This window comes from Chryseobacterium pennipullorum (assembly GCF_003384725.1).
Lineage (GTDB): Bacteria > Bacteroidota > Bacteroidia > Flavobacteriales > Weeksellaceae > Chryseobacterium > Chryseobacterium pennipullorum.
In genome coordinates, this window is sequence record NZ_QNVV01000023.1 from 49,155 (window position 1) to 70,738 (window position 21,584).

Genomic DNA, 21,584 nt, shown 5'->3' on the forward strand with positions numbered 1-21,584 from the left:
TAATGAAGGCAGCCATATATTCTCAGAAAAAAGATCTTGATACTTTTTTATATTTAAGTAAGTTTATCTCTGAGCTGGAAAGCAGAGGTGTAAAATCTGTTCTGTATGATGAAATGGCTGAAGCACTTCAGTTTTCGAAAATTTTCGACACCTTCAACTGTAAACAGGATCTTCTGGATAAGGAGGTAGACCTGTTTTTCACTTTTGGAGGCGACGGAACGATTGTCAACTCTTTAACGTTTATCGAAGATCTTGAAATCCCGGTAGTGGGTGTCAATACAGGAAGACTGGGGTTCTTAGCATTCTTTACAAAAGAGGAAGCCTTTAAAGAACTGGATGCTATTTTAAAAGGAGATGTAAAAACAAGCCGCCGTTCCGTTATTGAAGTCGTTTCCCCAAAACTGGAAGACGCCTTCCCTTATGCCTTGAATGATGTCACGGTTTCCAGAAAAGAAACCACCTCGATGATTACAGTAGATTCTTACATTAATGGGGAATTTCTGAATGTCTTCTGGGGTGACGGAGTGATCATATCAACACCAACCGGCTCTACCGCCTACTCCCTGAGCTGTGGCGGACCTATCATCTCACCCAATAACGAAAACTTCGTCATCACGCCTATCGCTCCCCACAATCTGAATGTGAGACCGCTGGTAGTGAACGATAAGGTAGAAATAAAATTCAAGGTAGAAAGCAGAGTTCCTCAGTATTCTCTTTCCTTGGACTCCAGATTGATACACATTGAGACAGATAAGGAAATCATTATCAGGAAGGCTGCATTTCAGCTTCTTCTGGTACAGCCCAACAGTTTAAGTTTCTACGAAACCATTCGCCAGAAGCTTCTTTGGGGAAGAGATAAAAGAAATTAGTGATTTCTTAAAAATGATTACCTTTACACGAAATTAAAACACCTAATAAATTTATAATAAAAAGTAAAACATGAGCAGAATTTTTCCGGCAGGAGTTGCCACAGGTCAGCTAGTTACTGATATTTTTCAGTATGCTAAAGAAAATAAATTTGCATTACCGGCAGTAAACGTAATTGGATCAAGCAACGTAAACGCTACAATGGAAACTGCAGCGAAATTAAATTCTCCTGTTATTATCCAGTTTTCAAACGGTGGAGCTGCTTTCAATGCAGGGAAAGGATTAAGCAATGACGGACAGAAGTCTGCAATTCTTGGAGCTATCGCAGGAGCCAAACACATTCATACTCTTGCAGAAGCTTACGGAGCAACAGTAATTCTACACACAGACCACTGTGCAAAGAAATTACTTCCATGGATCGACGGACTGATGGATGCTAACGAAGAATTCTTCAAGCAGACAGGAAAATCTCTTTACTCTTCTCATATGTTAGACCTTTCTGAAGAGCCACTTGAAGAAAATATTGAAATTTCAGCTCAGTATTTCGAAAGAATGGATAAACTTCAGATGACTCTTGAGGTAGAAATCGGAGTAACAGGAGGTGAAGAAGACGGTGTTGACAACTCAGACGTTGATAACTCAAAGCTATATACTCAGCCTGAAGATGTAGCATATACATACGAAAAATTAAAAGCTATTTCTGATAATTTCACCATCGCTGCCGCTTTCGGTAACGTACATGGAGTTTACAAACCAGGAAACGTAGTGCTTACTCCAAAAATTCTTGACAATTCCCAGAAATATGTTCAGGAGAAATTCGGAACAGCTCCGAAACCTGTGAACTTTGTATTCCACGGAGGTTCAGGATCTACTTTGGAAGAGATCAGAGAAGCAATCGACTATGGAGTGATCAAGATGAATATTGATACAGATCTTCAGTTCGCATACACAGAAGGAGTGAGAGACTATATGGTGAACAATATTGATTATTTAAGAGCTCAGATCGGAAACCCTGAAGGAGAAGAAAAGCCAAACAAAAAATTCTATGATCCAAGAGTTTGGGTAAGAAAAGGCGAAGAAACGTTCTCTTCAAGATTGGTGAAAGCATTTGAAGATTTAAATAACGTAAATACTTTAAAATAAAAATTTGTAAAAAGTAAATGTATAAAGCATAAATCTATACTTTATACATTTTACATTATACATCGTACATTAATACAAAGAAAATGGCATTCGACTGGTTTAAAAGAAAAGCAAAAAACATTACCACCTCTACTGATGAGAAAAAGGACGTTCCCAAAGGCCTGTGGCATCAGACTCCATCCGGAAAAGTGGTGGAACATGATGAACTAAAGAGAAATAACTATGTTTCTCCTGAAGATGGATTTCATGTAAGAATAGGAAGTGCGGAATTCTTTGACATCCTTTTTGACGGCGGTAAATTCACCGAACTGGATGCCAATGTTGAAAGTATTGATATCTTAAACTTCAAAGATACAAAGCCTTATAAAGACCGTTTGAAAGAAGTGAAAGCAAAAACAAAGCTGACAGATTCCATCAGAAATGCAGTAGGAACCGTAAAAGGTACTGAAATGGTGGTTTCATGTATGGATTTTGCTTTTATCGGAGGATCCTTAGGATCTGTAATGGGAGAAAAGATCAGGAGAGCAGTGGATTATTGTATCCAGCACAAACTTCCTTATATGATCATCTGCCAGTCTGGAGGTGCAAGAATGCAGGAAGCAACATACTCACTGATGCAGCTGGCCAAAGTACAGGCTAAGCTTGCCCAGCTTTCAGAAGCCGGCCTTCTGTATATCGCTTACCTTTGTGACCCTACTTTTGGGGGAATCACCGCTTCTTTTGCCATGACAGCAGACATCATCATGGCAGAACCAGGAGCGCTGATCGGTTTTGCAGGGCCAAGAGTGATCCGTGAAACCATTGGTAGAGACTTACCGGAAGGATTCCAGACATCAGAATTCTTACAGGAAAAAGGATTTGTCGATTTCATCGTAAAAAGAACTGAAATTCAGGATACTATTGCTAAAACTGTTAATTTGTTAGCTGTAAAAGCATAGTATGTGTAACAAAAACAATACAATCTCTCTCTAATTGGGGAGAGATTTTTATTTATGAGGACTTTTAAGATATTTTTCAACACCATCCGGAGTATGAGCTTTAAAAAGATTATGCGTCTTTTATCGCTTGTCCTTCCCCATCCTCTCTTTTCCCTATTAAGCTTTCACGCTACAGTAAAAGCATTTACAATAGCACAGAAAAAATTTCCCAAAACCGCATCCAATAACGGCATCGGAAATGCTTTCAGACATGCGTTATGGTGTTGCTTCATTATGATGTACTGCTCTAAGGTCTCGTCTCCTGAGAAAGCATTGGATTTCTGCAAAAGAATCACCGATCTGCATGAAGAGCTATTTCCAAACAAACCTCTGGAAACCAAAATGGATCTTCATAACAACAAGATCGGAATGGATTATTTCATGGAACTCTTACCTGGAATTCACCGACAATTCTTCGAAAAAAGCTTTTTTATAGATGCATTAATCAAAAAAATGGATGATGCCAAAGTGCTGAAGAATCTGGATGATGATTTTGAAGGATATCTTGTTTATTTGGAAGACTAAATAAATCATTTTATTTTAAACGCTAAGGTTCGTTCGCAAAGAAAATATAAACTTAATGCATATTTCGGTCGCAAGGGCATTTCATTCAGCAACGTATAATCCTTTGCTTAGTGCTAACGCCTTCGCGAACGAAAAAAATCAAACTTCATGATTAAAAACCTTTGCGTACACTGCGTTAAAATAGGTTTAAAATCTGAAACCATCAATAGCGGCTCTATTTCACAACAGAATAACAAAAGACTTTAGTTATTTTTGTCGTTTAAAGTATTTTTGATAAGTTTAAACAATTAAATCAATCGGATGGTTCTCAGCAGAATTTGGTCGGCATTCATTATCATTGCCATTGCCATTGCCAGTATAAAATATATTTCATCAACGCACTACAAAACCATTTTCAACGATATGGTGGTAGGAAAAGGAGGTGATACAGTACAGATTGCATCACAGTCCATAGCTACAGTCTCACCTCTCGTGAAAGACAACCTGATGAAAAAAAATGACTTCACCGACAGCAGGATTCATTATACAACAGATTCTTTAAAACAAAATGTAAAAATATATCGCGTGCAGGAGGCTGATGGCGTCATCGGAACTTCAGAAACGGCAGTGAAGATCTGTCTGGGTCTTATTGGGATCATGACCTTGTTTATGGGGTTCATGAGTATTGCAGAAAAAGCAGGTGGAATCAATCTGTTAAGCCGCTTTATTCAACCTTTTTTTTCAAAATTATTTCCTGAAATTCCTAAAAACCATCCGGCTTTCGGCCATATGTTGATGAATTTCAGTGCTAACCTTCTTGGATTGGATAATGCTGCTACTCCTTTCGGATTAAAAGCAATGGAGAGTCTCCAGACTTTAAATCCCAACAAAGATACCGCCAGCAATTCCCAGATCATGTTTCTCTGTCTCCATGCCGGAGGCATGACCCTCATTCCGGTCTCCATCATTGCTATAAGGGCCTCCATGGGCTCCAAAACACCTACTGATATCTTCCTTCCCTGTATGATCGCCACATTTGCCGCCACATTAGCGGCCATGATTATCGTTTCTCTTTATCAAAAGATTAATCTTCTTCGCCCTGTTGTGATTGCCTATGTTGGCGGAATCTCAGTGATCATAGGGCTATTGGTCGTTTATTTGGTGCAGCTGAGCAAAGAAGGGCTTGATGATTTCAGTAAAGTACTGAGCAACGGACTTATTCTTTTTATTTTCCTTGCCATTGTGCTCGGAGCCGTTTACAAAAAGATCAATGTTTTTGATGCCTTTATTGAAGGGGCTAAAGAAGGTTTTACTACCTGTGTCAAGATTATTCCTTATTTGGTGGGAATGCTTATCGCCATTTCTTTGTTAAGAACTTCTGGTGTATTTGATGTGATCATTGACGGAATGAAATGGGTCGCTAATGTGGCCAACCTTGACCCGAGATTCGTTGACGGACTTCCTACAGCTTTGATTAAACCTTTATCTGGCTCCGGAGCAAGAGGAATGATGGTGGATACGATGGCCACATTTGGAGCAGACAGCTTCCAGGGTAAACTGGCCGCAGTCCTTCAAGGAAGCTCAGATACGACGTTTTATGTGATTGCAGTTTACTTCGGCGCTGTTGCAGTAAAGAATACCAGATATACGGTAATTGCAATGCTTTTGGCCGATTTGGTGGGGGTAATTACTTCAATTGCTCTGGCTTATTTGTTTTTTGCTTAATAAAGTTACATGTTGGCAGTTGCTAGTTTTTTAATCGTTAAAAAGAAATATTAATGAGTTACGAAAAACTTGACATTTATAATATCGCTTTTGAGTTGTTTATTGAAACGCATAAATTGTCGCTCAAACTACCGAACTATGAATTATACGAACTGGGCAGCCAATTAAGACGATCAGCGGATTCAATTGTCACAAATATTGCAGAGGGATATGGAAGAAACAGCTACAAAGGTGACTTCATTAGATTCCTTACCTATTCTCAGGCAAGCTGCGACGAAACGGTATGCCACCTATCTAAAATAACCAGGCTTTATCCGGAGCTAAATTCAAATTCAGACTTTAAAGAAAAATCAGAACAATACAAACTCTTGGGTGGAAAAATCAATAACTTTATAAAATACGTCCAGTTAAACTGGCGAACATAAACCCAACTAGCAACTAGCAACTAGCAACTAGCAACTAGCAACTAGCAACTAGCAACAAAATTACCATTATGATAACAGATAAAGAATTCACACTTAGACTCATTCGTCAATTAACACAAGCCCTGGAGAAACTTATTCTGGATAAACCGGAAGAAAGTTTAATGCAGAAGGAGCTGGATTTTGATACTTTAATGAGGGATATCTTCAAAATGGATTTTACGGAAGTATCTTCCATGACCAAAGAAGAAATGATCAGCCTTGTCAACGAAAGACAGGAAAGAGACCATAAAGATTATTATGAAATGCTGGGCAATCTTTTTTATTTTAAGAGTCGTGAAGATAAGAATAAAGACTTCCAGGATAAGGCAAAGACATTTTACGAGCTGTATCTTCAGACCAGTGGTATTTTTGCTCTTCCCATAATCAATAGAATAAATGAATTAAAAAAAGCACTTGAATAAAGTGCTTTTGTATTGTTAGAAGGTAATTTTATACGTTCCTGTGGAAGAAGTACTGGCTTTCTCTGCTTTTACGTATTTCTTTACCCAGGTTACAGATGTAGATGATACACAAGGATCTGAAACCCCTCCTGCTCTTCTTGCAGACACTACATTTCCTGCTTTATCTACCGTATAGGCAATGGTTATAGATCCACTGGCTGTACAGCTATGAGATGGCTGCGCACCTCCCCGTCCCATGGTTCCGGGAATATAGCCTACCAGTTTTCTGTCGATCCCTACTTTACTATCTCCGTTTCCGTCTCCACCTAAAGGGTCTCCTGCATTTCCTATTCCGGTCCCGGTTCCCTGGCTTCCGGCTTTGGTTCCTCTTCCTTTAATAAGATTTCCAATCGCAGCATTTCCTTTTCCGTCACCGTTTCCGGTTTTTGAATTCGCTGTTGTAGCTCCTGACTTTTTAGTATTCTTGGAAGCACTGCTGCTTGTTGCCTCTTTTTTAACTGTTTTTTTTGATTCTTCTTTTTTGGCAACTGTATTTTTTGAGCTGTTTCCTGTAATTACCTTTTCTTTAACTTCTGTTTTTTTAGGCTCGGGTGCCGGTTCAGGTTTTACTACGGTTTTTGTTTCCGGTACTGGTGTTTCTGCAGGCTCGGGAGTCACTTCCTCCGTCACTGCGGCTAAACTTCCCGGTTGCTCCGCAGGTTCCTCTATCCCATCGCCGTTTCTGTTGTCTCCAAAGTTGACCAGCATGGTTGTCACAGCTTCCGGTTCCTGATCCAGCTCCGGTTTTAATTTATATAAAAAAACAAAAAGCAAAACGGCAGACCATACCAGAACAGAAAGCAAAGCGCTTTTTATCCTATCCCGGTTTTCTTCGTTTTTATTTGCTGTATAGCTTCTCATCTTCAATAATAATGGTTCTTTCCGGCCATCCGGATTTGTTATTTATCTTTAACTGTTGCAATAGCAATGTTAAACTTATGTTTTTCAGCAATCTCCATAACGAAAACAACGTCTTTATGCATGGTATTTTCGTCTGCTCTGATGGTAAATGATCGATTGGTCTGATTGGCCAGCTTATCAACAATCATCTGTTCCAGTTCTGCTCTGTTGACCGGATTATCATCTACAAAATACGTTCCGTCCGGTTTGATACTTACCGTTAGTGGGTTAGGAATATTGTCCTCAGTAGTCCCAGCCTTCGGAAGATTTACATCAATGGCACTTTGGTTAGCGGCAGAAGATGTAATCATAAAGAAGATCAGCATCAACAGGATAACGTCTGTCATCGCTGCTAAACTGAATTCCGGATTTGCTTTATTTCTTCTCTGAATTTTCATCTGTTTATTCTGATATTTTTAAGGTCAGATGGAATCGCTCATTTTATCGTTTGAGTTCCCTGAAACTTATGTTACAGCGATTTCATAAGAAAGATTTATAAAGGTTTATTGATAAGGTCCAAAAATTCACCGGACATATTCTGAGCTTTCAGGACAAATTTATCAATTCTGGTCAGCAGGATATTGTAACAAAAGTTAGCAGGAATTGCCACGGCCAAACCTACTGCCGTCTGACCCAAAGCAGTATAAATACCTTCCGAAAGTGTCTTTGGAGAGAAAGAACCCGTTGCATTAGCTAAATTAAAGAAAGCAATAATCATCCCGATTACAGTTCCTAATAGTCCTAACATTGGCGCAATACTGGGTACTACTGCCAGGAGGTTAAGGTTCTTTTCCATATTGGCCACCTCTACCTGCGCCTGAGACTCCATTGCACTTACAATATCGGATACGGGACGTCCCAATCTTGAAATTCCTTTTTCCAGAATCCTTCCCTCAGGTGAATTCTGAGTTTTGCAGTAATCTGCTGCTGCTTCTATCTTTCCTTCTTTAATGAAGTCTTCAATATTGTTCATAAAATTGGAATCCGTCTTTGAGGTCTGTCTCTTGATAAAGAAAAATCTTTCAAAAAACAGATACAGAGAAAATATTCCCAACAGCAGGACAGTCACCATCACTATTTTAGCGAAAGCGCCTCCATGGAACATGATTTTCCAGAATGAAAATTCTAAATGGTCTGTAGCGACTGCAGGGGTAGCAATTTGTGCAAATAAAATCTGAGAAAGTTCCGTTAACAGCATTAAATGTGAATTTTATTAAAGTTTCAACGACAAATGTAGTGGAATATTATGAATTGCTCTCTTAAAAATTGCTTAAAAACAACTTAAATTTTGTTATGATTCACCAACGGCAAATTTCTTTTCAAAAATAATCTGAAAAGAAATTTAACATCAAATAAGGCAGGAAGACGTCAATCTTCGTCTACCACAATATCATCCTGCTTGAATTCGCACTTTAATCTAAAAGGAATCGGTGTATCAGACCCTGTATAGAAATCATCAATGGTCCCTTTCCAAATGACCTGAAGTTCTCCCTCTTCATTTTTTTCAAAAAGAAGCTCGTTATCATACAGGTAAGCCTCTTCGTCATCGAACAGGTCTACTTCTGTATAGGTATCTTCATCAGAATCACTGATTATAATGGGTTTGCCCTCTATTTCCGGAGATTCGATAGGGAAATCGAAAATCTCCAGTGAAAGCTGCGGAAAGTTGTACTGTAATGAATCATCATCTACATGATCCAAGCTGTCATCCGTTATAATTTCAACCTCTAAAAAATGTTGCTGGTTGCTGTAGACGGCTTTACAATAAGTATTTCTGATATTGTATTTTAGCGTTTCGTCCGGATGGTAAATTTTTAAAATCCCTTTCATTTTTCCTTAAAAAAGAACTGTAATAATATGATTGTTAAACGTTTTAGACAAAGATAAAAAATTGATTCAATGTGAAAAGGATTTTGAAAATTATTTTTTAAAATCCTTTTCACATGATTATTCCTGATCGCCCAATAATACTTACTTTTGCTGTATAAAGATTCTGAAAATGAAAAGTATTGTTTCAAAAAGTATTTTAGGGCTGGGGCTGATTATAGGGCTTGCATCATGCAGAAAGTCTGACTCTCCCCTCACGAAAGTCACCCCTTCCAATCTGGATTCCATCGCATCCAATTATTATGAGCAGTATCTTAAACTCTATCCCTTAGAGGCAACTTCACAGGGAGATCCACGTTATAATGACCAGCTCCCGATCAATATAGATAAAGATTTCATCTCAGGAGAAATTGCTTTTTACAACTCCGTACAGAAACAGCTGGATCATGTGGATTATAAAGCGCTTTCTGATGAAGACAAAGTAGTCTATGACGTCCTGGATTATTCTTTAAAAGATAAGATCGAAGCTTACGTATATCACCCGGAATATATTCCTTTTACCCAGTTTGGAGGACTTCCGCTTAATTTTCCACTGTACGGAAGCGGACAGGGGAGCCAGCCTTTCAAAACTGAAAAAGATTACAGCGACTGGCTCAAAAGAATGGAAAAATTTCCGGACTGGATGAATGCCGCTGCAGATAACTTCCGCGAGGGGATCAACAATAAGGTTGTTCTCCCTAAAAAGCTGGTGATCAAAATGATCCCACAGATGAAAGCTGAAGAAATTGTTACCACGGATATGGAAAAGAATATCTTCTACGGCCCGGTGAAAAATTTCCCCAAAAGTTTTACCCAGGCCCAGAAAGATAAATTCACAGGACTTTATAAAGATGCTATTACCAAAAAGATCATACCTGCTTACACCAAAATGGGGACTTTCCTGGAAAAAGAATACCTGCCTAAGGCAAGAGATACCGACGGATACAACAGTCTTCCCAATGGAAATGAGATCTACGCTTACTATGTAAAAACCTGGACTACAACCAAAAAATCTCCTGAAGAGATCAACAAAATCGGGCAGCAACAGGTGGCTATGCTTCGTGCAGAAATGGAAAAAGTAAAGCAGCAAGTAGGTTTTAATGGTAGTCTGGAAGAGTTTATCACTTTCGTGAAAACCGACCCAAAAGCTATGACCTATACAAGTGCTAAGGAGGTTCTTAACGGATTCAACAGCATCCTTACGAAAATCACTCCAAAGCTGAAAACAATGTTTAACGTAACCCCGAAAACCAAATTCGAAATCAGACAGACGGAAAAATTCAGAGAGGCAAGTGCCAGTGCCGAATATATCCCCGGAACTCCGGATGGAAAGAGACCGGGAATATTTTACGTTCCGCTTCCGGATCCTGCCAAGTTCAATGTAACTTCAGGTATGGAATCTCTGTTTTTACATGAAGCTATTCCGGGACACCATTATCAGGTTTCTTTACAGCAGGAAAATACGAAGCTTCCGAAATTCATGAGATTCGGATGGTTTGGTGCTTATGGCGAAGGATGGGCTCATTACTGTGAGACGTTGGGCCCTGAGTTTGGGCTATACACAGATCCTTATCAAAAAATGGGATACCTAAGCGACCAGATGCTAAGAGCAGTAAGACTGGTAGTAGATACGGGTCTTCATACTGGAAAAATGTCACGTGAAGACGCTATCAAATACTTCCTGAGCAATATTTCTTATGATGAAGGAGCTGCCATTGCAGAAGTGGAAAGATATATGGCTATGCCGGGACAGGCCTTAGGATACAAAATAGGATCTCTAAGAATCCGTGAACTGAGAGAGCAGTATCAGAAAGAACTGGGCAAGAAGTTTAATCTGGCAAGCTTCCATGATGAAGTACTGAGCCAGGGATGCCTTCCTCTGGACGTGCTGAACAGAAAGATGGAGCTTTGGGCGAAAAAACAAAAATAAAAACAAAAGGTGCTGAAAAAACAGTACCTTTTTCATGTCGCTCTTATTCAAAAAAAAATGAATCCTTATTAAAAATAAAAACATGATTACAGAAAGTCTCAGATCTCTTTACAGCAGAGATTTAAACAAACTGAAAACAGAGATAGAAGCGTATCAAAATGAAGAAAATCTTTGGAAAATCGATAAAAACATTCTGAATTCTGCAGGTAACCTATGTCTACATTTAGTTGGTAACCTTAATCACTTCATCGGTGCTCAGCTTGGAAATACAGGCTATGTACGCCAGCGGGATCTGGAGTTTTCATTAAAAGATGTTTCAAGAGTTGAACTTATTGAAAAAGTTGAGGCTACAACAGCAATGATAGACTTCGTGCTGCCCCAATTATCTGAAGAAGATCTTAAAAAAGAATACCCTTTGGTTGTTTTCGAAAACAAAATGACTACGGATTACTTCTTAATTCATCTTATTGCTCATCTGGACTATCATCTTGGCCAGATCAATTATCACAGAAGACTGTTGGACATTTAAACGCCATTAACTTACCAAACTGCATGTCAATTAAGGTAAACGGAACATTCACAGAGCAATATTTTGTTGCGTTTTATTTTCCAGTTCGCAAGGGCGTTTCACTTAGCAAGGAAACTTTGTCTTGGCTGAACGAAGTGCCCTTACGAGCTCCTTTGATATCATTTTTTATAAAACCTTGGCGGGCTTAGCGTTAATTTACAAAGCCCTATTTCTCAAACATCATTTTAGTAATAAAATCCTTCTCTCCCTTGCCTCTTGCGGGAGAATACTCTCTGCCGTAGAAGATGATCTGAAGATGAAGTTTATTCCATACTTCTTCAGGGAACAGGCTTTTAGCGTCACGTTCTGTTTCCACTACGTTTTTTCCTGAAGTAAGCTTCCACTGTGTCATCAGACGGTGGATATGGGTGTCCACGGGAAAAGCAGGAAACCCAAAACCCTGGCTCATCACCACGGAAGCCGTTTTGTGCCCTACGCCCGGAAGCGCCTCAAGTTCTTCGTATGTCTGTGGAACAATACCGTTATGTCTTTCCAGTAAAAGTTCGGCCATTCTCTTTAAGTTTTTGGCTTTGGTATTGGAAAGTCCTATTTCTTTAATCAGTTCTTTAATTTCAAATTCTTCCAGCTTGGCCATTCTCTGCGGCGTTCCTGCCACCGCAAAAAGATCAGGAGTTACCTGGTTTACCTTTTTATCTGTTGTCTGCGCAGAAAGCGCTACTGCAACCATAAGTGTATAGGGATCGGTATGATCCAACGGAATAGGTGTTGTAGGGTATAATACATCCAGTTCTCTCTGAACGAGCTCAGCTCTTTGTTTTTTTGTCATGTAAGCCTTAAATTTGGACAAAATTAAATCATTATGCTGAAAGTTGGAGACAAATTACCTGAATTTGAAGGACTCAATCAAGACGGAGAGACAATAACCTCATCAAAATTAACCGGAAAAAAACTGGTTGTTTTTTTCTATCCTCAAGCGAATACGCCAACCTGTACGGTGGAAGCATGTAACCTTAGTGATAATTATTCCAGGCTTAAGAAAGCTGGGTTTCAGCTACTGGGAATAAGTGGCGATACGGTAAAAAAGCAGAAAAACTTCCACAGTAAGTTTGCATTTCCTTATGATCTGATTGCCGATGAGAACCGTGATATTATTGAGAAATTCGGAGTTTGGCAAGAGAAAAAAACTTTTGGAAAAACGTATATGGGAATCGTGAGAACATCCTTTATTTTTGATGAAAACGGAGTATGCACAAGAGTAATTGATAAGGTGACCTCAAAAACTGCTGCAGAACAGATTCTAGAAGGATAACCTTTTGACAGACTATAACATTAATGTATTTACAAATTATATTCTATTTGTAAATACATTTTTTGTGTAATCTTTTGTCATTCTGTTTCGTAGTACAACAACTCTTCTTCCTCACCAGGAAGAGTTACATATTTCTGGAATTTAAGCCCCAGCTTCTCTATCAGTTTCTGCGATGGCAGATTATCTTTTGATACGATAGCAGAAATTTTCGGTAATCCAAATTCATCCATCCCAATGGATTTTACTTTTTTGGCCGCTTCGAAGGCATATCCCATTCCTTCATACTCTTCCAGTAAAGAATATCCGATATCTACGACATCAAGCCCTTCTCTTTCAAAGATTCCAACTGCTCCTACTTTTTCGTTTCCCTCTTTAGTTACCAAAAGATAGTTTCCAAATCCCAGTCTTTCAATCTGTGGAGCAAATCTGTTCAGGATGTAATTTTCAGCGTCTTGAATGGAATTCACATTACGATTGCCGATATATTGAACAAATTTAGGTCTGTTATAGAGTTCAAAAATAAAATCTCTGTCTTCTGCAGGAGACATGGGACGAAGTATTAATCGTTCAGTCTCATAAGTGTTATCTGCGTTTGGGTGTTTTTTTAGGCTCATCTTTGTTTGGGTCTTCCTTTTTTTCGATCTTTAAAAGTCTTGGGTTATTAGCACATTTTTTATTGTAAAGCTCTATATAGGTGCCGTTGTCTTTAACATTCGTTAAAGCGCCTGTCGACTTATTTACCGTTATTGTATAGTGTGTTTTCTGATAAGGACACTCCTTTGAAGTAAGTTTCCCAAGATCCAGATAATAACTGGATGCATCTTCATGATAATTTCCTGCGAGGTCTTTGAATTCCTCATCCACAATATAGCCCTCTGAAGCAAGAATAATAGCCGCTTCCTGAGCATTATCAATCTTTCCCACAAATGCTTTTAAACCCTCCACATCCGTCACATATCCGATTTTACCTCCGGCTGAGTACGCAATATAATAAAAGCTGTCTTCGCTTGGAAACAGATTAAAGCCACTGAATTGCGGGGTATAATTTATTTTGCTCCCGGAAGTTTTGATCTCCTGTCCTTTTCCATAATTGTTGTAGACCAGAACCCATGAATCAGTTTTTTCATCGGGATCAAGCTGCTGTAAAATATTCGGAATGCTCGAAAATTTCTTCTTCTGGGAATACCCTAACACTCCTGAAAGAATGCAGGCAAGAATCATAAATTGGGTGGCTATTCTAATCATAGGTCAAAAATCAGCAGAAAATATACCAAATGTTTTACATAAACTTCTCTCCTTTCTTGAAGTTTTTCAAATCAAGAACATAATCCTTGATAAGCTGGTCATTGTCACGCGGGCAGATAAGCAGAGCTTTATCCGTGTCTACCACAATATAATTTTCTAGGCCGTCTATGATGACCGCTTTATTATTGTTTCTTAAACGGACGATATTTCCTTTCGCATTATACGTAAGCAAATGCTTTAGTTTTACCGCATTTCCGTCTTTATCTTTTTCTGTATTCTCGTAGACGGATGTCCAGGTACCCAGATCACTCCAGCCCAGGTCTGAAGGAATTACATAGACGTTTTTCGCCTTCTCCAGAATTCCGTTATCAATGGAAATTTTCTGAACCTTTGGGTAAATGGTCTCAATACAGTTGTTTTCTTTTTCCGAATTGTACTCACAGGCCATGAAATGTTGCATCATTTCAGGTAAATAAAGTTCAAAGGCATGGTGTATACTCTTAATACTCCAGATAAAGATTCCGGCATTCCACAGAAAATCCCCACTCTCTAAAAAGCTTTGAGCAATTTCAAGGATCGGTTTTTCTGTAAATGTTTTTACTTTAAAGTATTCTGAATCCTTTTTTTCTACAAACTGAATGTATCCATATCCCGTATCAGGTCTTGTAGGAGTAATTCCCAGAGTCACCAGATACTCATGTTTTGAAGCAAGATCAAACGCCACCTCTACTTTTTCCAGAAAGACATTCTCCTTAAGGATCAGGTGATCCGCCGGAAGAACAATCATGGTAGCATTAGGATTGATCTCTGCAATTTTATTCGCCATATACAGATTACATGCTGCTGTATTTTTCATCAAGGGTTCTCCCACGATGTTCTCTTCAGGGATTTCCGGAAGCTGCTGATGAGAAAGCGCTACGTATTCTTTATTCGTAATGACGAATATATGATCTTTAGGAATAACCTTACTGATTCTGTCATAGGTCTGCTGAATCATTGTACGGCCGGTTCCTAAAATATCCTGAAACTGTTTCGGAAATTTCTGCGTGCTCATCGGCCAGAACCGGCTCCCGATTCCTCCTGCCATTATCACACAGTATCTATCTGGTTTTAACATTCTTAGCTACATTTTTCTACCCTTGCTAATGGTTTGAAAGAATACTTCCGCCCAGTAGCCAGGTTCTTACAAAGATAGTTTTTTTTAACCAGACCTTCCAATAAATACTTTTCGTTGCGATATATAAAAAAATCCCCTTTCTGAAGCTCCTCAATAAACAGCAGACTATCATCCTGTTTTTCAGTATGAAAATACCGCACAAGATCGGGGCTGGCCATAAAATTGGCTTTGGGGGATTTTGAAAACCTTACAATAATAGGCTTCAGATCCTCATCATAGATATCAAGACTTTCGAGAAGCATTTTTCTAAAGGTTTCCTTCCATTCGTTTCCATGAGGGGAAATTTTACGTCCATACTTTTCAAAGGCAATTAAATGGGCCAGTTCGTGCGTAAGTACAAAGAAAAAAAGCTGCGGGGTAAGCGTAGAGTTTACCGTAATTTCATGTGAATGGTCCGGAAGCTTTCTATAATCTCCCAGTTTAGAATTCCTGTTTCTCGTTACTTTTATATGAATATAATACTCTGAAAACCAAATTCTTAAGTATTTAAGTGTATTTTGAGGTAAATATTTCTCTAACGATTGGATTGACATTTTACAAACTTAATGGAATTCCTGCATAGAAATTCAATAATTTAAGACTGAAAAGATAATTATATTTTGCCTGGGCTACAGACCCCTGTGCATTGGCGTAATTATTTCTTGCCACGTTTACATCATAAATGGTTGTTCTCCCTGCTGCATAACTTTTATCTGCAAAATCCAGGGCCAGCTTTGTACTTTTCTCAGCTTCTACAGCTGCCAGATACGTTTCATAATTGGCATCAGCATCAAACTGGGCTTTCTGTACATTCTGTCTTACCGTCTGTTTTTGTTGCTCCAGGGTATTTTTAGCCATACTTTCGTTGACTCTGGACTGCTCCACCTGAAGCTTCGTAATTCCTTTATTGAAGATAGGAATTCTGAGAGACAATGCAGCCTGCTGTCCGAAGTTATCGTTATATTGCTGGAAGAACCCTTTTTCATATACAGGTCTTCCCAGCTCATACCCTGTAATATCCGTATTCAAAAGGTTATTATAAAAACTTCCTATTCCAACACTTGCACTCAATGTAGGCCAAAAATTAGTTTTAGTAACTTCGGTCTGCGCTTCTGCTGATCTTATTCTGCTTTCTGCAGCTTTGATCTGAGGTTGAATTTCATATGCCGTACTGAGCACTTCATCTACAGATTTCAGTTGTGTTTCCAGAGCATCCGGAACGATGACGTCTTCCACATCAAAATCTTTATACTCTGAAAGCTGCAATAGCTGGGCAATGGCAAACAAAGCCCGCCCTACATTGATTTCAGCTGTTTTCAGATTTTGTTTTTCTCTTGCCAGAGCGGCTTCTGCCTCTGCCAGTACGGTTTGGGCAGTAGTTCCTACCTGCGTTGTTATTTTGGCTCTGTCAAACTGCTTTTGAGCATTCTCTACCGCACTTTGAGAAATTTTTACGATCTCCTTGTTGAGGAGTGCTGTAAGGTACTGCTGGGCAATCTGCAGTGAAATATCATTTTTGATGGTCTCAATATCGTATTGGCTGGCTTCTACATCAAACTGAACTTTTCTTATATTTTTATCAAGCCTTCCATTGTTGTAAATAACGATATCTGCTCCGAGGTTTGAGCTGTTACTGAATCTGTCATTCCTTAAACTTCCAGTTCCGAAAGAGGTCTGCCCAAAACTCACAGTGTTGGACACACTTCCTGATACCGTAGGAAGATATTCCTTTCTGGCCATTTTAAGGTTGAAATCCTGAGATTGTTTTGTATATTGATTTTGGATAACCTGAAGATTATGCTCTACTGCATAGCTTACACATTCTTTTAAGGACCATTTCTTCTGGGCATTTAAACCCAGACAACCTAATCCAAAAACGATGATCCAAACTTTTTTCATATATAAATGTTTATTTGTTTTTATTGGTCATATGGAACCGCATCATCCCCATCAGTATTTGTGTTCACAAATCGCGGCGATTTCATATTAAGATTTTTCAATATTAGACGAGTTAAATTTAAAAAAGTTACAGATTGAAAATTAATATTTTATTTTAAAAAAACTTTTGTGAATTTTGCAGCATGACAAATGAACACTATCAGGAAGCGATAGACTGGCTTTTCGTACAGATGCCTAACTATCAGATTGACGGTCAGAAGGCGTACAAGCCGGGTCTTGACAATATCACGAGACTCTGTGCCTTCTTTGGAAACCCTCAGGAAAAAATAAAATGCATTCATATTGGTGGCACCAATGGCAAGGGTTCTTCCAGCAATATGCTGGCTTCTGTTCTTCAGGAGGCAGGTTATAGAACAGGCCTGTACAATTCTCCACACCTTATTGATTTCACTGAGCGAATCAAGATCAATGGAAAAAACTGCAGCAAAGAGTTTGTTTTTGACTTTATTCAGAAGCTGAAAAATCTTCCTGAGGACATACGTCCTTCATTTTTTGAGTTCACCACCATCATGGCCTTCGAGTACTTCTATCAACAGCAGGTAGATTTTGCAATTATTGAAGTTGGATTAGGTGGAAGACTGGATTCCACAAACATTATCACTCCTTTGGTATCTGCAATTACCAATGTTCAGCTGGATCATCAGAATATCCTCGGTGACACCATTGAAGAGATTGCGATTGAAAAAGCAGGAATTATCAAAAACAACATCCCCATTATTTGCGGTGATGAAGATGAGATAGTCAGGAATATTATCAGAGAAAAAGCAGCCAAAGAAAAGGCACCGTTTATAGATGCTACCGTTATTCATACTATCCTTTCTTCAGATTTAAAAGGGAATTACCAGCAGAAAAATATCCGTGTCGTTCTGGCCATTGTGGAGGAGTTAAAAAAGCTGCAGATCCGTATTTCTGATCAGAATCTGGAAAAAGGCTTACTGCATGTTCATGAGAGTACAGGATTCATAGGCCGCTGGTTTGAGTTTTCAAAAGACCCGCTTACCATCTGTGATACCGGACATAACCAGGCCGGGCTTGAGTATGTATTTTCGCAGTTAAACTCGATTGACCGGCACAAGCATGTCATTTTGGGGTTTGTGAATGACAAAAAAATAGATGAAGTAATGGCTTTGCTTCCTGAAAATTCTGAGTTTTATTTTGCCAAACCAGCGATCAGCAGGGGAAGGCATCCTGAAGATTATGAAAACTTACTTCAAGAGGCGAAAATTTTTTATAAAATTTTTAATTCGGTCCAGGAAGCGTATCTCTCTGCAAAAGAACGGTGTACAAATGAAGAAATGATTTTTATCGGCGGAAGCAACTTTATTGTTGGAGAATTTTTAGAAAAAAATTTGGAGATTACCGAATAAGTCGTATATTTGCACCACTCTAAACAAGAGAACAAGTCTAGAGGGTTCTTAGCTCAGTTGGTTCAGAGCATCTGGTTTACACCCAGAGGGTCGGGGGTTCGAATCCCTCAGGACCCACAGAAAAGGAAACGAAACCTTTCAAAAAAATTCGGGTTCTTAGCTCAGTTGGTTCAGAGCATCTGGTTTACACCCAGAGGGTCGGGGGTTCGAATCCCTCAGGACCCACAAAAATCTCTCAAGAAATTGGGAGATTTTTTTTGCTTTATACTGCCATCCATTAGATCCATTCTTTTAATTCTATAAATCAAAATTTAACGCGTCAATTTCTGGCGTACCCCTGATGTAGTTTTGCTTCGAAACCAAAACAAATTCAGAATATGAAACAATTTAATGATGAATGGGGTGACTATTTATCAGAGCTCGAAATCACTTCCATAAAAGACTTAAAAAAGGAGTTTATGGAGAATACGGCCTTTGAAAATACTGTAATCAACAAAGATAATTCTCCTGAGTATAGAAGCCCTTTCCATGATTACAGAAATACACCCATCGGGTATTCTTACCTTACAGACAATCCTATATCTTCAGTTTTCCCCTCTACAGGAGTAGATAATACAGGAGAAAAAGGATATGAATATTATGCGCAAGTTCTGCCTTGTGAAACTGGTTCACAAGTATATGGGAGCTATCAGGCTAATGCCAGAAAGAAACAGGCTTTATTTCTGTTCTATGAGAAACCTAATCCTAACAAATCAAACTTTTCAGGCGACTTTTATATTGCCAAAATGGGTGATTACTTTGTGCAACTCTTTAAGAAATTTCCAGAACCATTGCCCTCTAATGTAAATGGTCAGTTTTTTAGGAATATCACCTCCATGGAAGATGAAGCTGCCTATCTAAGACAGTTGGCTTATACTTTTGAGAGGGATAAAATAGATGCCAATCTTGTTCACCAGGCTTTAATGAGAGAGTATCAGTTTTATACAGGAGACAGAAGATTTGAAGAGATTATAGGTAACATTTCTTCTATTCCTGCTGATGCTGTTGGATGGTGTGCTGAAAAGTTAGAGGTCTTTAAGCCTACTGAAAAAAATTATAATCCCGAAGCTAAAGATTATTCTCCATTAGTCCCTATTATAGGAGGTGGGGTTGTGTCTGTCAATATAAATAAGGCTGCACAGTTCTTTGAAAACTTGGGAGACAATCCTTTTGTTCAGGGGGCACAAGTTGCTTTTTCAAAGGTATGGGCTATGGTGAAACAGGCAGCAAATAAAATTAAAGAAGCTTCTATAGGTCACCTTCCTGATGCTCTTAAAAAGCTGATTAACAAGATTACAGAGGTCATTAATGATATTAAATCCTTTCTTGCCAATGTAGTAGATGATCTTGGTGAAATGGTAAAACAAGGAATAGAGGTTCTTAAATTAGCCAATGCTTTCTATTGTGGTGTTAATAGTGGGCTTATCAGCCTCATCCAATGTTTACTTTATATTTTAGAGTTTCTTTTGCAACCTACAACAGCTTTTTCTTATCAGCAATATCTTGAAAGAAGAGATTTAATGGAAAAAGCAGAGGATGTACTGGATTGGGTAACAGAGAATGTTCCTAAGTTTTTGCAGGGAGTTAAAGACCTATTCAAAGCCAGTGGAAATATTTCAAGATCTGATATGGAAGGACTATTGGATAAAATGAAAGAATATTTTGGGAATGTTTCTCGTTATACAGTGGCTTTTTATATAGGCATTTTTGCCTTTGAACTATTAATTAACATTCTGCTACTTATCTTTACAGAGGGTGCAGGGAATGTTATAAAAGGAGCGACTTATGTACAAAAAGCAGCAAGCCTATTAAAGGTTTTGGCAAGGGAAACTGTTTCTGTAGCCACATTAGGAATCACAGATTTACTGGTTTTTCTTTCAAGATTTATTATTAGATTTGGAAAGGCTTGTGCTAAAGGGTTTGCTGGCTTTACCAGATTCATTGAAGAATTATTACAAGGAGCTAAGAATGGTGCTAAAGCAGAGGAACTAGCTGATGAACTGCATGATTTAGAGGAAGTAATCATCAGAGGAAGAAAACTTCAGAAAGGAGGTGGTGATGCAACCAAATCTTTTGCTGAAAATGCAGGAATTAAGATAGAAAGATGGATAAGTGAAGTTAAGATCTTTGGACAATCAACAGATTATACCTGTGCTTCAACTTCTTTAAGAATGGTATTGGATGACAGGGGCATCGTTAAAAGTGAAGAATATCTTGCAAGGGCTTTGAACACAGATAAAAATGGTGCTTCTATTTTAGATATTCCAGATGCATTATATAACAGCTACCTAGATGAAATAGTTGCTCTTGCTGAAGGAGACATTAAATTCACCAAGCTTTTAGAAAAGCTAGAAGATGGAGACAAAGCAGTAGTAAGTATTGGTACAGCAGAGTTTAAAGGTCATGCTGTAGTATTGGAAAAAGTGGAAGGAGGACAGGTATTTTTACGTGACCCTTTACCTATGAATCAAGGAGCTTTTTATTCTATGAAGATAGAAGACTTTGAGAAGATATTTAACAAAAAAGCCGTAATTATTAAAAAATAAAGTGATGACAGAACAAGGAAACATACAATATAACACAAAAGGAGAGAAACCTTTAAAAGGTTATCAGATTGTTAGAGTGAGAAATATAGCCCAGTCAAAAGAAGTATTAGACAATTTTAAGAATGCAGTTTTAACAATCTTAAAAAATAAGACCTTAAGTGATGAAGACCCAAAATGGGAACAATTACTACCACAAGGTATAGTAAACAAGATAAAGCAATTGGATGATAATGATAAGAAATATGATGAATTTTTGTACAGTGTTAATTCAAGTATTGATGATTATCAACGACTTAGAGATTGGGAATGGTACAGCTCAATAGAAGTAGAAAAAGGATTTGATATCATTGTGAAAGGCAAATTTAATAGTTGGAAATTCATTAATTTTATCCACTGTCAAAATGTTCCTTTAGATAATATCAGAATTATAGATGCTGATAAACAAGAATTTTATGAGCTAAAAACTATTAAGGATTATACTTCTTATAAGATCTTAAATTGACACTATCCCGTAAAGTGTGTAAGTTAAAAAGTTAGGGCTTAGATTTTATAATCTGAGCCTTTTTTCAAAAATAAGCATAAATTGGTTGAGTACAA

23 protein-coding genes and 2 tRNA genes are annotated in these 21,584 nt (G+C 38.3%); 15 read left to right on the forward strand and 10 right to left on the reverse strand.

The window, feature by feature from the left end; translation table 11 throughout:
- Positions 1–2 precede the first annotated feature (2 nt).
- The 7 genes from DRF67_RS19185 (at position 3) to DRF67_RS19215 (ending at position 6,102) form a co-directional block, all read left to right on the forward strand.
- Positions 3–869, forward strand: coding sequence for an NAD kinase (locus DRF67_RS19185; protein ID WP_115929917.1), 867 nt, complete (start codon positions 3–5; stop codon positions 867–869).
- Between the two features lie 70 nt (positions 870–939).
- Positions 940–2,010 (forward strand): class II fructose-bisphosphate aldolase, encoded by a 1,071-nt coding sequence (gene fbaA, locus DRF67_RS19190; protein WP_115929918.1) that lies wholly within the window; start codon positions 940–942, stop codon positions 2,008–2,010.
- Positions 2,011–2,093: 83 nt separating this feature from the next.
- Positions 2,094–2,948: an acetyl-CoA carboxylase, carboxyltransferase subunit beta gene (accD, locus tag DRF67_RS19195; protein WP_115929919.1), complete on the forward strand. Its 855-nt coding sequence runs from the start codon at positions 2,094–2,096 to the stop codon at positions 2,946–2,948.
- A gap of 54 nt (positions 2,949–3,002) precedes the next feature.
- The gene (locus DRF67_RS19200) at positions 3,003–3,512 is read left to right on the forward strand and encodes a DUF6973 domain-containing protein (protein ID WP_115929920.1); all 510 of its coding nucleotides are present in this window, start codon (positions 3,003–3,005) and stop codon (positions 3,510–3,512) included.
- 300 nt (positions 3,513–3,812) lie between these two features.
- Positions 3,813–5,216 (forward strand): nucleoside recognition domain-containing protein, encoded by a 1,404-nt coding sequence (locus tag DRF67_RS19205; RefSeq protein WP_115929921.1) that lies wholly within the window; start codon positions 3,813–3,815, stop codon positions 5,214–5,216.
- A gap of 53 nt (positions 5,217–5,269) precedes the next feature.
- Positions 5,270–5,641, forward strand: coding sequence for a four helix bundle protein (locus DRF67_RS19210; protein ID WP_115929922.1), 372 nt, complete (start codon positions 5,270–5,272; stop codon positions 5,639–5,641).
- 68 nt (positions 5,642–5,709) lie between these two features.
- Entirely contained in the window at positions 5,710–6,102 is a 393-nt protein-coding gene (locus DRF67_RS19215) for a hypothetical protein (RefSeq protein ID WP_115929923.1), read from the forward strand.
- A 15-nt stretch (positions 6,103–6,117) separates the two neighbouring features.
- Here the strand turns inward: DRF67_RS19215 and DRF67_RS19220 are convergent, their stop codons facing one another.
- From DRF67_RS19220 to DRF67_RS19235, 4 genes are all read right to left on the reverse strand, one after another.
- On the reverse strand, positions 6,118–7,002 hold the full coding sequence (locus tag DRF67_RS19220) for a ferric siderophore ABC transporter substrate-binding protein (protein ID WP_115929924.1): 885 nt from the start codon (positions 7,000–7,002) through the stop codon (positions 6,118–6,120).
- Positions 7,003–7,040: 38 nt separating this feature from the next.
- Positions 7,041–7,439 (reverse strand): ExbD/TolR family protein, encoded by a 399-nt coding sequence (locus tag DRF67_RS19225; protein ID WP_115929925.1) that lies wholly within the window; start codon positions 7,437–7,439, stop codon positions 7,041–7,043.
- Between the two features lie 95 nt (positions 7,440–7,534).
- Positions 7,535–8,239, reverse strand: coding sequence for a MotA/TolQ/ExbB proton channel family protein (locus DRF67_RS19230; protein WP_115929926.1), 705 nt, complete (start codon positions 8,237–8,239; stop codon positions 7,535–7,537).
- Positions 8,240–8,409: 170 nt separating this feature from the next.
- A complete protein-coding gene (locus DRF67_RS19235; RefSeq protein WP_115929927.1) occupies positions 8,410–8,871 on the reverse strand; it encodes a hypothetical protein in 462 nt (153 codons plus the stop codon).
- Between the two features lie 169 nt (positions 8,872–9,040).
- On the opposite strand from DRF67_RS19235, the gene DRF67_RS19240 reads away from it, so the two are divergent.
- The gene (locus DRF67_RS19240) at positions 9,041–10,837 is read left to right on the forward strand and encodes a DUF885 domain-containing protein (RefSeq protein ID WP_115929928.1); all 1,797 of its coding nucleotides are present in this window, start codon (positions 9,041–9,043) and stop codon (positions 10,835–10,837) included.
- Between the two features lie 82 nt (positions 10,838–10,919).
- A complete protein-coding gene (locus tag DRF67_RS19245; protein ID WP_115929929.1) occupies positions 10,920–11,366 on the forward strand; it encodes a DinB family protein in 447 nt (148 codons plus the stop codon).
- A 205-nt stretch (positions 11,367–11,571) separates the two neighbouring features.
- Here the strand turns inward: DRF67_RS19245 and DRF67_RS19250 are convergent, their stop codons facing one another.
- On the reverse strand, positions 11,572–12,192 hold the full coding sequence (locus tag DRF67_RS19250) for an endonuclease III domain-containing protein (protein ID WP_115929930.1): 621 nt from the start codon (positions 12,190–12,192) through the stop codon (positions 11,572–11,574).
- 33 nt (positions 12,193–12,225) lie between these two features.
- Here DRF67_RS19250 and bcp point away from each other — a divergent pair, with 33 nt between their 5' ends.
- Positions 12,226–12,675 carry a thioredoxin-dependent thiol peroxidase gene (bcp, locus tag DRF67_RS19255; RefSeq protein ID WP_115929931.1) on the forward strand — a complete coding sequence of 150 codons (450 nt, stop codon included), beginning with the start codon at positions 12,226–12,228 and terminating at the stop codon, positions 12,673–12,675.
- Between the two features lie 77 nt (positions 12,676–12,752).
- Here bcp and DRF67_RS19260 read toward each other — a convergent pair whose 3' ends face one another.
- From DRF67_RS19260 to DRF67_RS19280, 5 genes are read right to left on the reverse strand one after another with little or no spacing between them, the layout of a single operon-like run.
- Entirely contained in the window at positions 12,753–13,289 is a 537-nt protein-coding gene (locus tag DRF67_RS19260; RefSeq protein WP_115929932.1) for a GNAT family N-acetyltransferase, read from the reverse strand.
- Entirely contained in the window at positions 13,258–13,920 is a 663-nt protein-coding gene (locus DRF67_RS19265) for a hypothetical protein (protein ID WP_115929933.1), read from the reverse strand. The genes DRF67_RS19260 and DRF67_RS19265 overlap by 32 nt, the downstream gene beginning before the upstream one ends.
- A 34-nt stretch (positions 13,921–13,954) precedes the next feature.
- Entirely contained in the window at positions 13,955–15,037 is a 1,083-nt protein-coding gene (locus tag DRF67_RS19270; protein WP_228435861.1) for a mannose-1-phosphate guanylyltransferase, read from the reverse strand.
- Between the two features lie 2 nt (positions 15,038–15,039).
- Positions 15,040–15,630 (reverse strand): SprT-like domain-containing protein, encoded by a 591-nt coding sequence (locus DRF67_RS19275; RefSeq protein ID WP_115929934.1) that lies wholly within the window; start codon positions 15,628–15,630, stop codon positions 15,040–15,042.
- A gap of 1 nt (position 15,631) precedes the next feature.
- Positions 15,632–16,975, reverse strand: a complete 1,344-nt coding sequence (locus DRF67_RS19280) for a TolC family protein (RefSeq protein ID WP_115929935.1) — start codon at positions 16,973–16,975, stop codon at positions 15,632–15,634.
- Positions 16,976–17,157: 182 nt separating this feature from the next.
- Here DRF67_RS19280 and DRF67_RS19285 point away from each other — a divergent pair, with 182 nt between their 5' ends.
- The 5 genes from DRF67_RS19285 (at position 17,158) to DRF67_RS19305 (ending at position 21,489) form a co-directional block, all read left to right on the forward strand.
- Positions 17,158–18,402 (forward strand): bifunctional folylpolyglutamate synthase/dihydrofolate synthase, encoded by a 1,245-nt coding sequence (locus DRF67_RS19285; protein ID WP_115929936.1) that lies wholly within the window; start codon positions 17,158–17,160, stop codon positions 18,400–18,402.
- A 42-nt stretch (positions 18,403–18,444) separates the two neighbouring features.
- Positions 18,445–18,519 (forward strand) — tRNA-Val (locus tag DRF67_RS19290).
- 33 nt (positions 18,520–18,552) lie between these two features.
- Positions 18,553–18,627: transfer RNA gene (locus tag DRF67_RS19295), tRNA-Val, on the forward strand.
- Positions 18,628–18,779: 152 nt separating this feature from the next.
- Positions 18,780–20,987, forward strand: coding sequence for a cysteine peptidase family C39 domain-containing protein (locus DRF67_RS19300; protein ID WP_115929937.1), 2,208 nt, complete (start codon positions 18,780–18,782; stop codon positions 20,985–20,987).
- A gap of 4 nt (positions 20,988–20,991) precedes the next feature.
- On the forward strand, positions 20,992–21,489 hold the full coding sequence (locus DRF67_RS19305) for a hypothetical protein (protein ID WP_115929938.1): 498 nt from the start codon (positions 20,992–20,994) through the stop codon (positions 21,487–21,489).
- Positions 21,490–21,584: the final 95 nt, after the last annotated feature.